Source organism: Corynebacterium hindlerae, assembly GCF_014117265.1.
In the GTDB taxonomy this organism is placed as follows: Bacteria; Actinomycetota; Actinomycetes; order Mycobacteriales; family Mycobacteriaceae; genus Corynebacterium; species Corynebacterium hindlerae.
The window spans coordinates 67,122-81,510 of record NZ_CP059833.1 but is presented as its reverse complement, the minus strand read 5'-3'; the positions used below and the strand labels follow the sequence as shown (position 1 = coordinate 81,510).

Below are 14,389 nucleotides of genomic sequence, written 5' to 3'. Positions count from 1 at the left end.
CCTGTGCCCCCTAGTTTCCTACTAGGGGGCACCTTTTTAGGAGACCTACCGATGCCCCGCCCTATCCCCCGCGTCTTGTCCATCGCCGGTACTGACCCCACCGGGGGCGCAGGACTGCACGCTGACTTGAAGTCCATTCTGGCCGCGGGTGGCTACGGCATGGGCGTGGTCACGGCACTGGTGGCCCAAAACACCCACGGGGTGCGCAGCGTCCACATTCCCCCGGTTGATTTTCTCCAGCAGCAACTCGCCGCTGTCTCCGACGACGTGGCCATCGACGCCGTCAAAATCGGCATGCTCGGCACCACGGATATCATCCGCACGGTCAGCAACTGGTTCGCAGCCATTGACGCCCCGCTCATCCTGGATCCGGTGATGATCGCAAGCTCCGGCGACCGCCTGCTCGACGCCGAAGCGGAACAGGCATTGCGTGAACTAGCAGGTCGCGCGACGATTATCACCCCAAATCTTCCCGAGCTCGCCGTTCTCACCGGCACTGAGCTTCCCGACGCGGACTCAGCACACCAGACCGCGCAGCGCTTCGCCGCGGAGACGGGGGCTATGGTCGTCGTTAAGGGCGGGCATTTGAGCGGAGCAGAAGCCGGAAACTGGCTTATCGACGCCACCGGGGTCCTCTCACACACCTCCACACCCCGGCTACAGACCTCCAACACGCACGGCACGGGCTGTTCGCTCAGCGCCGCGCTGGCCACCAAATACGCGCAGCTCGCCGACGCGCCCGCTGCCCTCGAGTGGGCGACGCGCTGGCTACACGACGCCATCAGTAACGCCGATGCCCTCGAGGTGGGATCGGGGCACGGCCCCGTCGACCATGGCGTGTGGCTACGCCCGCTCCAACACGGCGACGATAAACCCTGAGCTCGGCAGGAACGGCTTCATATCCCACGTGGACAGTAATAGGCTCTCCGTGAGCCCTGCCTCGGCGCAGTCCTGCAAGAACTGCCGGTAGTGGTAGCCACGATCCGTGCCGAAACCGATCACCAGTCGACCGTCCTCGGCGAGCTGCCCGGCGAGCGCCCGCAACGCTGGGAGCCGACCCGCCGGAGCCAGGAACGTCATCACGTTTCCGGCAGAGAAAATGATGTCAAAAGGGCCAGCGGGCACCTCTCCCAGTGCAAGATCCCCCACCTGCCACTGCTGGTCAGGAAAATCCTGCTGTGCATGGCCAATGAGGACCGGATCAATGTCCACCCCCACCACGGTATGACCGCGTTGCGCCAGCACCCCGCCGACGCGACCGGTGCCACAACCTGCGTCGAGGATACGGGCGCCGCGCGGGGCGAGGGCGTCAAGGAAACGCGCCTCACCGTCAATGTCCTTGCCCTCCGCTTGGAAGTTCTTCCAGCGTCGCGCGTAGTTTTCTGAATGCTCGGGGTTCGCCGCCACGATCTCGTTCCAGGTACGCATAGCAGCTAGCCTAACTGGAAAGAACCATCGTGCGGAGCGTGGTGACGGCAAGCAATTTATCGCGGTGCCGACACCGAATCTCAAAGGCCTGGGTGGTGCGGCCAGCGTGAATCGTGATTGCCTCCGCCTCGATCACACCAGAACCACACGCCGACAGGAAATTGGTGTTGTTGTTCACGCCAACCACCGGCCGTCCCCCGGCCGCTGCGAACCCGGCGATAGAACCCAGCGTTTCCGCGATACTGCAGTACACCCCACCGTTGACAATCCCGGCGATCTGAAGCAACTCCTGGGTGACCGGGATTTCCGCGGTCACTCGGTCAGCGCTGACGAACGTGAATCGCACCCCGATGTGCCGGGAGAATCCGCGATCAGCGGCGTTGAGTTGTGCGAGTTCTTCGTCGTTAAGTGGCCGGTTCTGTGCCTGGGCAAAAAGTGCAGTTAGTTCCATACCGAAGCATTTTAGACTGCTTAACCACGGCTGCACGGGACGCACCAGGTACGATGTGAACCATGACTGAGAACAATGCTCTTGCACACATCGGTGTTGTCGGTTTGGCCGTTATGGGCTCAAACCTGGCACGCAACTTTGCTTCCCGTGGCCACACCGTGGCGCTGTTCAACCGCACCTACGAAAAGACCGCAGTTCTCATGCACGAGCACGGCGATGAGGGCAGCTTCATCCCTACCAAGACCATTGAGGAGTTCGTCGCCGCCCTGGAACGCCCGCGTCGCGCGATCATCATGGTTCAGGCTGGCCCCGCCACCGACGCCGTGATCAACCAGCTTGCCGACGCCATGGAACCAGGCGACATCATCATCGACGGCGGCAATGCCCTCTACACAGACACCGTTCGCCGCGAAAAGGAAATCTCCGCACGTGGCCTGCACTTTGTCGGCGCCGGTATTTCCGGTGGTGAGGAAGGCGCACTCAACGGCCCAGCCATTATGCCAGGTGGCCCGAAGGAGTCCTACGAGTCCCTCGGCCCGCTGCTGGAATCCATCGCAGCTGTCGTGGACGGCACCCCGTGCTGCACCCACATCGGCCCCGACGGTGCCGGCCACTTTGTCAAGATGGTGCACAACGGCATCGAGTACGCGGACATGCAGGTCATCGGCGAGGCCTACCACCTGCTGCGCTACGCAGCCGGGATGACCCCAGCCGAGATCGCCGAGGTGTTCAAGGAATGGAACACCGGTGACCTGGACTCCTACCTGGTGGAGATCACCGCTGAGGTGCTCTCCCAGGTGGATGCGGAGACGGGCACGCCGCTTATCGACGTCATCGTTGATTCCGCAGGCCAAAAAGGCACCGGCCGCTGGACCGTCAAGGCCGCCCTCGACCTGGGCATTGCCACCACCGGTATTGGCGAAGCCGTGTTCGCCCGCGCACTGTCGGGTGCTCGCAACCAGCGCGCCGCCACCATCGGCAACCTGCCCTCCGGCGAGCTGTCCTCCCTGGAGGCACAGGGCGTGGACAAGGCGCAGTTCATTGAAGACGTGCGCCGCGCCCTCTACGCATCCAAGCTGGTCGCCTACGCCCAGGGCTTCGATGAGATCAAGGCGGGCTCCGAGGAACACGGCTGGAACGTGGATCCACGTGACCTGGCCACCATCTGGCGTGGTGGTTGCATCATCCGCGCCAAGTTCCTCAACCGCATCAAGGAAGCCTACGACACCAACCCAGATGTGGAATCCCTGCTGCTCGACCCATACTTCAAGGGCGAGATGGACGGGCTGATGGATTCCTGGCGTCGCGTTGTCATCTTGGCCACGCAGCTCGGCCTGCCGATCCCTGTGTTCGCGTCCTCCCTGTCCTACTATGACTCGCTGCGCGCGCAGCGCCTCCCAGCAGCACTGATCCAGGGCCAGCGAGACTTCTTCGGCGCGCACACCTACGAGCGCACCGACAAGCCGGGCAAGTTCCACACCCTGTGGAGCGGCGACCGCAGCGAAGTTGAGGCCTAAACCTTCTTGACTACCTTCGCTGATTTAAAGCTGCCGGTTCCCCTCGTCCACGAGCTCACTCGGCTCGGCATCACCACCCCTTTCCCCATCCAAGCGACTGCCATCCCGGACGCGCTCCAAGGAAAGGACGTGCTGGGACGCGGGCCAACGGGGTCCGGCAAAACCTTCACCTTCGGCCTGCCGATGATTGCTCGTCTCGCGCAGGCCGGGGCGTCGCGGCCTCGGCATCCCCGTGGCCTCATCCTCGCCCCCACCCGCGAACTGGTGGCCCAGATCAAAGATCGACTTGATCCCCTCGCTGCGGCGATGGGACTTCGAATCGTGGACGTGGTCGGTGGCGTCGCCATCTCCCGCCACATTCAAGCCTTGGTCACGCCGGTGGATATCCTCGTGGCCACTCCGGGCCGCGCACAGGATCTGATCAACCAAGGGGAGCTGTTTCTGGACTCGATTCAGATCACCGCGCTGGATGAGGCCGACCACATGGCAGACATGGGGTTCCTCCCCCAGGTGCGCAAGCTACTTGATCTGACTCCCAAGGATGGGCAACGCCTGCTGTTTTCGGCGACGTTGGACGGGGACGTCGATAAGCTTGTGCAGCGGTACCTGACCACGCCGGTCACGCATTCCACCGCGCCCGTCGAAGCGGCCGTCGACACCATGACGCACTACCGGCTCCTGGTCGGCGACCGAGACTCCCGCAACGGCATCGTGCTGCGCATCGCCGCTCGCGACGGTAAGACCATCATGTTCATGCGCACCAAACACGGTGTGGACCGGCAGGTAAAGAAGCTCCGGCGGGTTGGAATCAATGCGCTGGGGATCCACGGCGACAAAGGACAGACCACCCGCACTACCGCCATCGAAGGGTTCACCTCCGGCGACGTTCCCGTGCTGGTGGCTACCGATATCGCTGCCCGCGGCATCGATATTTCCGGCGTGTCGCTCGTGGTGCACGTGGACCCGCCCGCAGAACACAAGGCCTATCTGCACCGTTCGGGGCGTACGGCCCGCGCGGGAACTTCCGGGGCCGTTGTCACGTTAGTAATGCAAGAGCAACGTGATGAAGTGGAGAAAATGTGCCATAAGGCCGGCGTGAACGCGTCAGAAATCGATGTGGTAGCTCGCCCTGGTGAGCTCACCCGACTCACCGGTGCCCGCACGCCATCAGGTAAACCCCTGCCGCCACCGGGCCACAACCAGCCGAAGGCCACAACCCCGAGCAAACCTCCTCGCCGTCGCTCGAAGAAGAAAACACCCATCGCTAGACCCCGGGGCAAACGTAACTGACACCTCATGGACATACTCATCAGCATTGCGTCTTTGCTGGGCTTTATCGCCCTGACGGCCGCGACCGGACTTTTCGTAGCCATAGAATTCGCCCTAAGTGGCCTGGAACGCTCCGCGGTAGCAGAACACGTTCGGACCAAAAACGACGGGCTCGCACGCGCAGTTCAGCGCGATTACAACAACCTATCCTTCGTCCTCTCCGGCGCACAGCTGGGCATTACCATCACCACGCTGGCCACAGGTTTCCTTGCCGAGCCGATCCTCGCCCGCTATTTCACCCCAGTGCTGGAGCTGATAGGGCTGAGCCAATCCGCCTCCACCGCCACAGCCCTTGTCCTCGCCATGATCGTGGCGACGCTGCTGTCGATGGTGTATGGCGAGCTGGTGCCCAAGAACTTTGCTATCACCAAGCCTATCGTGGCAGCGCGATTCGCGACCCGCCCCGTGCGGGTGTTCAACATCGTGTTCAAGTGGTTCATCCTCGGTTTGAACTCCACCGCCAACGCCGTGCTGCGCAAACTCGGCATCGAACCCGCTGACGAGCTCGCCTCCGCCAGGTCCGCCGAAGAACTGCAATCCTTGGTCCGCAACTCCGCCGAGCACGGCGAGTTCTCTCAGGCCAAAGCGCGCCTGGTTACGAACTCCCTCGAGTTTGGTGAGTCCAGCGCGGAAGATTTCATGACTCCGCGCTCCACGATCGAAGCACTGAGCGTGGACGATACGGTGTCAGATCTGCTGACGCTTGCCCGCGAGACCGGACACTCCCGTTTCCCTATCATCGACGGAGACCTCGACGACACCATCGGCATGGTCCACGTGAAGAATGCTTTCGCAGTCCCCGCCGAACGCCGCTCTACTGTAACTTTGCGTTCCATCGCCCGCCCCATCCCAGTGATCCCAGCCAGCTTGGACGGCGACGCAGTCCTGGAGGCCGTGCGTTCGGCAGGCTCACAGGTGGTGCTGGTGGCCGACGAGTACGGTGGCACCGCGGGCCTCGTCACCATAGAGGACGTGGTGGAGGAAATCCTCGGCGAGGTGTACGACGAATACGACGATGTCGATGCCGAGCGGGACTTCATCCGTGATGGCGCTGCGTGGACGGTCGCGGGGCTGGCCCGGGTAGATGACCTGCCGGAAACCGTGGGCTACTACCCTCCCGAAGGCTCTTACGAAACCCTCGGTGGCCTAATCATGAGCGTGCTGGGACGCATCCCAGAGGAGGGCGACCTGATGGTACTTCCCGACGCCGAAAACGACGCTTTCAACGAGTTTGAGTCTGGTATCCGGGGCCGATGGACCGCACTGGTCACCGCGATGGATGGGCGCCGCGTCGATCGCGTCACCCTCCAACCGATTTCGATTGAACGCGCAGAGGAGCTACAACGATGAGTTTTGGATCCGCTATCGCGCTCACCATTGGTTTGCTCGCTCTCAACGCATTCTTTGTGGGTGCCGAATTCGCCCTCATCACGTCGCGACGTGACCGGCTCGAAGCGCTCGCCGCTCAGGGCAAGAATCGGGCCCGCCAGGTGATTGCTGCCTCCGAGGACCTGTCGATGATGCTCGCCGGCGCCCAGTTCGGCATCACCATCGCCTCACTGATTTTGGGTAAGGTTGGTGAGCCAGCGATCGCCCACTTGATCGAGGTACCGTTCCACGCGGCGGGGCTTCCCGACGGACTCCTCCACCCACTATCTTTTGCCATTTCGTTGCTGATAGTGACGGTGCTGCACATCTTGCTCGGTGAGATGGTGCCGAAAAACATCGCGATTGCCGGCCCGGAGAGCGTCGCTATGCTGCTCGTGCCTGCTCACGTCGTGTTTGTGCGGTTTACCCGCCCGCTGCTGCACGCGATGAACGAAATGGCACGCCTGACATTGAAGTTGTTCGGTATTGAGCAGCGCGATGAGCTGGACGCTACGGTCAATCAGCAAGAGTTGGCGTCGATGATCCGGGAATCGCGCTCTGAAGGGTTGCTGGACGCAGAGGAATCAGCTCGCCTGTCTAAGGCACTCCGCTCGGACGCCCGCACTATCAGTGAGGTACTCATTCCGATGGACAAGGCGCGCTGCCTATCCTTCGGGGCGTCCGGTCCCACGCTTGGCTCGCTCATGGACGCGGTGAATGCCACCGGCTATTCCCGGTTTCCCGTGCTAGCGAAGGGCGGCAACCCAGTGGGATACATCCACATCAAGGATATTTTGGATCGTATCGACGACAACGCCCATGAGCGCGAGATGGTGTTGCCGCGAGCTAGTCTGCGCCCGCTCACCACGTTGGAAGTTGGCACCACCTTTGATCAGGCCTTAGCCACCATGCGCAAGCGGCGCGCGCACATGGCGCAGGTCCGCGATGCCGGCAAGCTCATCGGCCTGATTACCCTTGAGGACCTGATTGAAGAATACGTCGGCACCGTGCGAGATTGGACGCATAAAGGTGCTTGAGTTACTTTCTCCCAGCCAGTGGCAGCCCTTGCTGGCGGAGCATGAGGCCCGCGCCGAGGAGTTGACGCGGGGCCACCGCGAGCGTCGTAACGCTGGTCGCACCCACCCGGTGTGGGACTTTCTGTTCAACTACTACCCGATCAAGCCGGCCATCCTCGCCCGCTGGCACCCGGGTTTCGGGCGTGCGCTGCTTATCGACGACATCGATCCTCCCCACGTGAACTGGCGGGATTACCACGTGATTGAAACCGTGCAGGGTCCCGCGGTCACAGTCGATGGTGAAGCACTGTGGCAGCGCCGAGGTACGGCTTTCAACTATATTTTGGATCTGCTGCAACGCACTCAGACGAACCCCGCACACTTTGACTGTTTTGGCCTCCACGAATGGGCAATGGTGTACCGCACGGACACCCCACGTCATTCTTTGCCGTTACGGCTCGGGCCGGAAGGAACAGCGGCGGTGGTGGACTCGCACCACATTCGCTGCACCCATTATGACGCGTTCCGCTTCTTCACTGCGCCTGCCCGACCGCTCAATTTTCGGGTGCTCACCCGGGAGGACCAGCCGGAGTGTGAACAGCGGGGATGCCTGCACGCTGGAATGGACTTATACAAGTGGGCTTATAAACTTGGCCCGTTGGTCCCAGGCGACGTGTGGTTGGAGACGTTCGAGCTAGCCCGAGACATTCGACAGTTAGATATGGAAGCCTCTGCCTATGATTGCCGGAGCGTTGGGCTGGGCGTGGTTCCGATTGAAACTGCGGAAGGCAAGGCTGAGTACGTGACACGCCAGCGAGCCTTATCCCAACGCAGCGTGCCTTTAAGGCAAAATTTGATAGGCGTACTGAGTGATTTTAGTTCCGAATTCGGGAGTTAGAGCATGGGCCGTCACCGTTCGCCGGAATCACACTCCGGCATAGCCAAGGAATTGATTTACGGCGTGATTGCCGTCATCGTCGTGATCGTATTGCTGGTGGCATGGTTTATGCTGCGTAATCGCACGGCCGAACAACACCAGGGCGTGGCTGAATGCCCGGCCGGTCAGCTGAGCATTTCCACAGCAGCGCTGCCTGGTACTCAAGCACTGAGTGCCATGCAGGATGAATTCTTGGACAGCAAACCTCAAGTCCAAGACTATTGCATCACTGGTTTTAACAACACTGATCTCAGCAATGCCTCCCTGATCTACACTGAGGAATCAGACGCCACCACAAAGGATGCGTTAACTGAAGCTGGTCAGAGCATAGCTAGTTCCACCTGGCCGACATTAGCTCTTCGTGACGTCGGCATTGCCTACCCCAGTGGGACGCCGGCCCCCGAGGATTGGACCGCAGCGCAGGATGTCGCGTTTGTGACCGAACGTCAGCTCGCCGGAGCCCTAGCCGCCCAGGCGGTGAATATCCCGAACCCACACGTGATTCCGCAGGAACGGGCAATCGCGGAGAACAAGGCGTTCGTCACCTCTGGCAAGCCCCCAGCTGGCTATGAGCTGACCGTCCCGCTGCAGCCACAGGTAGTGAAGCTGCCTATCCGGGTGCTTGCAACAGCAACATCGCCACAGGTGAGCGAGGAGCAATCTCGGGCGGCGGCGGAATTCGTGAAGTTCGTTAGCGAGCGTCAGGCCCAGCTTTCGGGGGATGACGTCGACAAGCTGCATGCCGCCTTAACCGCTGCGCCAATGCCCGTCACCGCCGCCAGCGAGCCTACCGACACGTTGATCGTCTTGGACACCTCAGAGGCAATGGGGCCACACTATGATGCAGTCGTCGCCGATTTGGCGCGGCGTGCCCGTGAGCTCGGAGAACAGGGCAAAGCCGTTGGCGTGTGGAACTACTCGTCGCCACTTTCTCGAGGCGCGACCAAGGGCTGGCGAGACAATGTACCGCTCCTCGAAGGCGCCGGTAGCGACCGCGCGGTCACGGTGCTGACTAATTTCGGCACCGGAGGCGTGCCACAAACGCATGCGGCGGTGTACAACGCCTTGCTGCGGGCGAAGGATTTTTCGGCGGAAACCTCCCGGCCGGTATCGGTGCTGCTGGTGACCACGGGGACTGCCGACGCCGGATCCGTGGGGCCGCTGGCGGAAGCGCTCCGTGGGTTGGACGGCAGCGCCGTCACTTTGCATATCCTGCACGTGGGCGACGGACCGGAGGATACCGAGCTTCGTGATTGGGCCACCGCGCACGGCGGCAGCGTCGCGCAGTTTTAGGGAGCGCCTAGAAATTTAGCGTACGGATGGGATTTCCAAGGCTTGGATCATCCCATCCGTACGCTAAATCTTGGGAGAAACGAGGATGCGGGAGGTTCTTATCCGGCGTTGCGACGGCGACGACGTGCTGCGAGCTCGTCCGCGAGGACTTCGGATTCTTCGTCGATCCGCTCGGATGGGAACTGGGAGATCGTACCGGTCAGTTCCTTCATGATGCCCGGCACTGCGATACCGAACACCCCCTGACCGCCACCGAGCAGGTCGATGACCTCTTCATTAGAGCGGCATTCATACACGGTGGTGCCATCAGAGACGAGAGTGATGTTGGCGAGGTCATCAACACCGAGGTCACGCAGCTTTTCGACGGCCAGTCGAATGTTTTGCAGGGAGATACCAGTATCGAGGAGCCCCTTCACGATTTTCAGGACGAGGATGTCCTTGAAAGAGTAAAGTCGCTGGGAACCGGATCCGTGCGCGCTTCGGATTGATGGGACCACGAGTTTGGTGCGGGCCCAGTAATCGAGCTGGCGGTAGGTGATTCCCGCGACCTGGCAGGCGATCGGGACGCGGTATCCGACTTCCTGGTCAGGTCCGACATCAAAAAGTGAGCCCTGGACTGCGCGGTCTTCCAATTCGTCGCTGCGGTAATCCACGTAATTTCTCCCTTGTAGTTTTCCTCTACTTATCTTTAAGCAAGGTTAGACCAACGTCAAGTGTTCACCACGCGACACGCCCTAAACTTAAACCTCAACTTTAGAGTTTAGGGCCACACTGTCACTTTGTCACCTTTAGTCACACAAGTGTTATTAGAAAACGGGAGTTTCGCTAGGATTCGCCGCGCAAGTCGTCCTCAGAAACGCCGAGGCTCCGCATCAGCTCTTCAAAATCGGCATCCGCTTGCTCGTCTCCCGGAACCTGCTCCCCCACAGCCGGAGAATCAATCACAACGTCAAAGTATGAGGCAAGATCCGCCGGCGCCACGAACAGGGACGCCTCAGTGAGCACATCCTCAGCCACCACAATCGGCGCGCCAATAATGCGCGCTAGCACAATAGCGTCGCTTGCGCGGGCATCTACTTCTTCCCCGCCGTCCAGCATGATGTTGGCATAAAACACGCCTTGATGGTGGCTCACGATCCGGATCTCTGTCACGCCCCCACGCCCCGCGTATGATTCAGCGAGCAAATCATACGCATTCGGGCGCCGTGGTGGCATACCGTTATCTCGAATATCCAGTTCATCCGCGGCGGTAGCAGCTACCCACAGTGGCAGCACCCGATCCCGCTGCGCCCACCGCAGCAAGACACATGGAAACATTTCAGGACCAATGGGGGTCACCCCGTGATACTCCACCGCGACGAAATTCATGGCGACTAACCCAGCTGATCCCGCAGCGCGCTCTTCACCAGCGAGGCATGCAAGGACACGACCAGCGCCGTCATCTGCTGCGACAGTTCTGCGGCCTGTTCCCGAGCAGTATCGCTCTTAGATTGTGCGATAGGCCCGGCGACCTGCCCGATGAGGTCAGCCTGACGCTGAGCAGTGTTGCGCAGCGACCGCAGCTGGCGAACATCAAAGCCGAATTCCTTAAGCGCCGCGCAGGTAGACACAACACGCACGTCATCTGCGGTAAAGAACCCGGAACGGTCCGGGCGGATCAAACCAGCAGAGGCCAGCAATGCCACTTCCTCGGCGCTCACGCCAGCGCCAGTGGCTACATCGTCATTGGTAAGGCGGGTGGCGGACGGTGCCCGAAAGTTCTCCGGGCTGATGATCGGGCTCGCTTCCTTTGCCGTCAGCATCGTGGTGACGGTGCCATTGTCCATGGCTTCGAGCTGCTCCCGGATCACCTTCAGTGGCAGGTAGTTATCCCGCTGGGTGATCAGAATGTAGCGAAGTCGCTCCACGTCCGCTTCGGTAAAGCGACGGTAGCCGGAGGCGGTGCGCTGTGGCGACACCAGGCCCTCGGCTTCCAAGAACCTAATTTTGGAGACGGTGATGTCATCAAACTCTTGCCGCAAGCGGTCCAGAACCACACCAATGGACATGGTCTTAGGCGATCGAACCGCCGAACGAGACGACGATGACTTAGGTACAGCGCTCACGCGTTACTTCTCTTCAAACTAGGAGGGTCAGTAGGACAAAGTAGACGCACCCAGCATGGATGATGCAAGATGCGCCTAATTACTAGAACTTAAGCCTTTGGGCCGGCGAGGAATACGAGGCGGAACTTGCCGATCTGCACCTCATCACCGGTGGCAAGGATCTGGGAGTTCTTTGGCTCGCGATTGACGTAGGTACCGTTGAGGGATCCAACGTCAACAACTTCAAATTCGCCGTCGTTCATGCGGAATTCAGCGTGACGACGGGACACGGTGACATCATCCAGGAAAATGTCCGATTCTGGGTGACGGCCAGCGGAGGTGGTCGCCTGATCCAGCAGGAAGCGGGATCCAGCGTTCGGGCCACGCTTCACCACAAGCAGGGCTGCGCCAGCAGGCAGGTTATCGTTACCGGCGACTGCTGGAGAGGTGCCAGCGCCGGATTCCATTTCCTTCAGCAGGTCAGCACGGAAAACAGAGGTGGTCTCGACTTGTGCGTCAGGAATACCGGTGTTGTCACTCATTGTTTCTAAACCTCCAGGTTATGAAGTACACCTTTTAAGTAATGGCTCCATCATAGCGGTTGTTCGTGCACCAGGTGCATCGAACGTCCCCTATTTAAGTCAACTTACATGAATTTGTGCTGGTTATTTAAATATTGAACGGAAGCCGTTGATAAGCGAATTTCCGGATTCCGCAAGCGGATTGTCGCCCACCATGTACGTCCAGGTCGCCGATGGCCGCGCCAACCCAGCGTCGTCGAGATGCGCACCGGCGGCGTCGATAAGCACGTCGTTAAAGGTGCTCACCGCCTTATCGACGGCCTCCTGCGCGAGCGCCTTGAACTCCGTCACGGCAATGCGGTGGAATTCATCGATAGGGGTCTCACGAGCGATGGCGCGCAGGTGGATCGATTCGCGGACGTCGTCAAGCAGGGCCAGGTGGTCGCTCCATGCCCGGTCCAAGTGGAAGAGCATGATGTCGCGAGCGGCTTGCTCGGTGACGGACGAGGGCAGGTGTGACAGTGATGCGGCCCGCTCCGGGCTCCGCTCGGCCAGCTCTTCCCAGGCACGCGGAGTGTCCAGAAGTCCGGCGCGCCGCTCGTCGATAATCGCACGCTGGCCAGAGATGAGCTTGTTGTATTTCCAGGTTTGGGCGTGGATCTCCAGCAGCTGCCCTTCGGTCACGCGCTGGCAGTGATCAACGAATTGCTGAGCACGTTTCGCGGTGATCCGGCCGTCGGGTTCAGGGGTCACTGTCAGGTTCTCGCCCGCCCCGCCCGCCAGCACCATATCGTCCTCCAGGGAGACGAAGAACAATGAGCTGCCCGGATCCCCCTGGCGCCCCGCGCGTCCGCGCAGCTGATTATCCAGGCGGGAAGACTTGTGGCGCCCAGTTCCGATCACCGCGAGGCCACCGAGGGCGACAACCTGCTCTTTATCGGACTCATCTGCGCCACCAAGCCTGATGTCGGTACCACGGCCAGCCATCTGGGTAGACACCGTGACCCGACCGATGTCACCGGCCTCAGCAATAATTCGGGCTTCTTCGGCGTCATTCTTAGCGTTGAGCACCGCAGGAGAAATGCCATACTCCCGCAGCGCCTCGGCGAGCTGCTCGGACTCGGCCACATCATGCGTGCCCACCAGCACGGGTCGACCGCTGGCATGAAGGTCGCGAATTTCCGTCACGATCGCACGCTGTTTCTCCGCGGCAGTGGCATAGATCCGGTCGGCTTCGTCGAACCGCTGCAACTCGCGATTGCGGTCAATCACGGACACTCGCAGGCCGTAAAACTGACGCAGCTGGTCAGTAGCTTCCACGGCGGTACCAGTCATGCCGCACACCAGCGGGTAGCGCCCCATGAGGGCTTGGAGGGTAATCGAGTCCAGGATCCGGCCCCCCTCGGTCACCGCGAGGCCTTCCTTAGCCTCCACCGCGGCCTGAATACCGTCAGGCCAGCGCTGCAAGTCGGCCACCCGCCCCTTGGAAGCGTCGATGAGCTGTACTTTTCCTTCTCGGACGATGTAGTGCACGTCGCGGATGAGCAGTGCCCTAGCGTGAAGGGCAAGGTTCACGTGAACGAGGGTGGTGCCCACGTGCTCGTCGTCGAAAAGCGAGGCGATTCCGAGCGCTTTTTCCACGCGATGCGCACCTTCGTCGGTGAGGAAGACCGTGCGCCCATCAGCATCGATGGTGAAATCCCGCTTATCTTGCAGCGTTTTGACAACCTGCGTGATCTGCCCGGTGGGAGCCGCACCGGGTTCGGATCCTGCCAAGACTAATGGCACGAGGGCTTCGTCGACGAGTACCGAATCAGCTTCGTCCACGATCGCCACGTCGGCGCCATGCTGGACGGCCTGGTCCCGACGGGTAATAAGCTGATCGCGCAGCACGTCGAACCCAATCTCGTTGACCGGACCGTACACGATGTCGCAGGCATAGGCTTCACGACGCGCCACCTGGTCCATCGCCTCGGTGATGCTGGCGACGGTCAGGCCGAAGAATTCCACCAGCGGGCGGTTCCATTCGGCGTCACGGTGAGCGAGGTAGTCGTTGACGGTGATCGCATGAACTCGCTTGCCCATGAGAGCGTATCCAGTGGCGGCCATCGCGCCGACCAGGGTTTTCCCCTCACCGGTAGCCATGTGCACAACGTCACCCTCCAGGAGCCGGAGCGTGGCCTGAGATTGCACTGCAAAAGGATTCACACCGAGCGTGCGCTGTGTCGCAACCGACAGCACGGCGAGGAATTCCGCCGGGTCACCTAGTTGCCCTCCGGCAGTCAAATCACGTGCGCGCTGCACCAGCTCATTATCGCTGAGCTGGGATAACTCGGACGCGGCGACATTCGACTTATCGACGATCGCCTGGCTCCGTTTCTGGTTCCGGCCCGATTTTCCACCCAGTGCTTTCCATAACCAATCCATGGCCCAACTCTATCCCGC

The 14,389-nt window shown here is 60.9% G+C and carries 14 protein-coding genes; 7 read left to right on the top strand and 7 right to left on the bottom strand.

Annotated features, from left to right (window positions below):
- Positions 1-51 precede the first annotated feature (51 nt).
- The gene (thiD, locus tag HW450_RS00380) at positions 52-879 is read left to right on the top strand and encodes a bifunctional hydroxymethylpyrimidine kinase/phosphomethylpyrimidine kinase (RefSeq protein ID WP_182386082.1); all 828 of its coding nucleotides are present in this window, start codon (positions 52-54) and stop codon (positions 877-879) included.
- Here thiD and HW450_RS00375 read toward each other — a convergent pair.
- Together HW450_RS00375 and HW450_RS00370 are read right to left on the bottom strand one after the other, a co-directional pair.
- On the bottom strand, positions 844-1,428 hold the full coding sequence (locus HW450_RS00375) for a class I SAM-dependent methyltransferase (RefSeq protein ID WP_182386081.1): 585 nt from the start codon (positions 1,426-1,428) through the stop codon (positions 844-846). The genes thiD and HW450_RS00375 overlap by 36 nt on opposite strands.
- A 10-nt stretch (positions 1,429-1,438) precedes the next feature.
- The gene (locus HW450_RS00370) at positions 1,439-1,879 is read right to left on the bottom strand and encodes a PaaI family thioesterase (protein WP_182386080.1); all 441 of its coding nucleotides are present in this window, start codon (positions 1,877-1,879) and stop codon (positions 1,439-1,441) included.
- A gap of 62 nt (positions 1,880-1,941) precedes the next feature.
- On the opposite strand from HW450_RS00370, the gene gndA reads away from it, so the two are divergent.
- The 6 genes from gndA to HW450_RS00340 are packed head-to-tail and all read left to right on the top strand — an operon-like array spanning position 1,942 to position 9,339.
- Complete coding sequence (gene gndA, locus HW450_RS00365) at positions 1,942-3,396, top strand: NADP-dependent phosphogluconate dehydrogenase (RefSeq protein ID WP_182386079.1); 1,455 nt, start codon at positions 1,942-1,944, stop codon at positions 3,394-3,396.
- Between the two features lie 6 nt (positions 3,397-3,402).
- Complete coding sequence (locus HW450_RS00360) at positions 3,403-4,686, top strand: DEAD/DEAH box helicase (RefSeq protein WP_182386078.1); 1,284 nt, start codon at positions 3,403-3,405, stop codon at positions 4,684-4,686.
- A 6-nt stretch (positions 4,687-4,692) separates the two neighbouring features.
- On the top strand, positions 4,693-6,075 hold the full coding sequence (locus tag HW450_RS00355; protein ID WP_182386077.1) for a hemolysin family protein: 1,383 nt from the start codon (positions 4,693-4,695) through the stop codon (positions 6,073-6,075).
- Positions 6,072-7,130: a hemolysin family protein gene (locus tag HW450_RS00350; protein WP_182386076.1), complete on the top strand. Its 1,059-nt coding sequence runs from the start codon at positions 6,072-6,074 to the stop codon at positions 7,128-7,130. The genes HW450_RS00355 and HW450_RS00350 overlap by 4 nt, the downstream gene beginning before the upstream one ends.
- On the top strand, positions 7,123-8,007 hold the full coding sequence (locus HW450_RS00345; protein WP_407926252.1) for a 3-methyladenine DNA glycosylase: 885 nt from the start codon (positions 7,123-7,125) through the stop codon (positions 8,005-8,007). Before HW450_RS00350 ends, HW450_RS00345 begins: the two co-directional genes overlap by 8 nt.
- 3 nt (positions 8,008-8,010) lie before the next feature.
- Complete coding sequence (locus HW450_RS00340; protein ID WP_182386075.1) at positions 8,011-9,339, top strand: vWA domain-containing protein; 1,329 nt, start codon at positions 8,011-8,013, stop codon at positions 9,337-9,339.
- Between the two features lie 98 nt (positions 9,340-9,437).
- Here HW450_RS00340 and HW450_RS00335 read toward each other — a convergent pair whose 3' ends face one another.
- The 5 genes from HW450_RS00335 to secA2 all read right to left on the bottom strand — a co-directional run bounded on the left by HW450_RS00335 (position 9,438) and on the right by secA2 (position 14,371).
- On the bottom strand, positions 9,438-9,992 hold the full coding sequence (locus HW450_RS00335; protein WP_182386073.1) for a MerR family transcriptional regulator: 555 nt from the start codon (positions 9,990-9,992) through the stop codon (positions 9,438-9,440).
- A 172-nt stretch (positions 9,993-10,164) separates the two neighbouring features.
- On the bottom strand, positions 10,165-10,707 hold the full coding sequence (locus HW450_RS00330) for a bifunctional nuclease family protein (protein ID WP_182386071.1): 543 nt from the start codon (positions 10,705-10,707) through the stop codon (positions 10,165-10,167).
- Positions 10,708-10,712: 5 nt separating this feature from the next.
- The gene (gene ftsR / locus HW450_RS00325; protein WP_232843281.1) at positions 10,713-11,444 is read right to left on the bottom strand and encodes a transcriptional regulator FtsR; all 732 of its coding nucleotides are present in this window, start codon (positions 11,442-11,444) and stop codon (positions 10,713-10,715) included.
- Between the two features lie 89 nt (positions 11,445-11,533).
- Positions 11,534-11,965, bottom strand: a complete 432-nt coding sequence (gene odhI, locus HW450_RS00320) for an oxoglutarate dehydrogenase inhibitor Odhl (protein ID WP_182386069.1) — start codon at positions 11,963-11,965, stop codon at positions 11,534-11,536.
- A 123-nt stretch (positions 11,966-12,088) separates the two neighbouring features.
- Complete coding sequence (secA2, locus tag HW450_RS00315; protein WP_182386068.1) at positions 12,089-14,371, bottom strand: accessory Sec system translocase SecA2; 2,283 nt, start codon at positions 14,369-14,371, stop codon at positions 12,089-12,091.
- Positions 14,372-14,389: the final 18 nt, after the last annotated feature.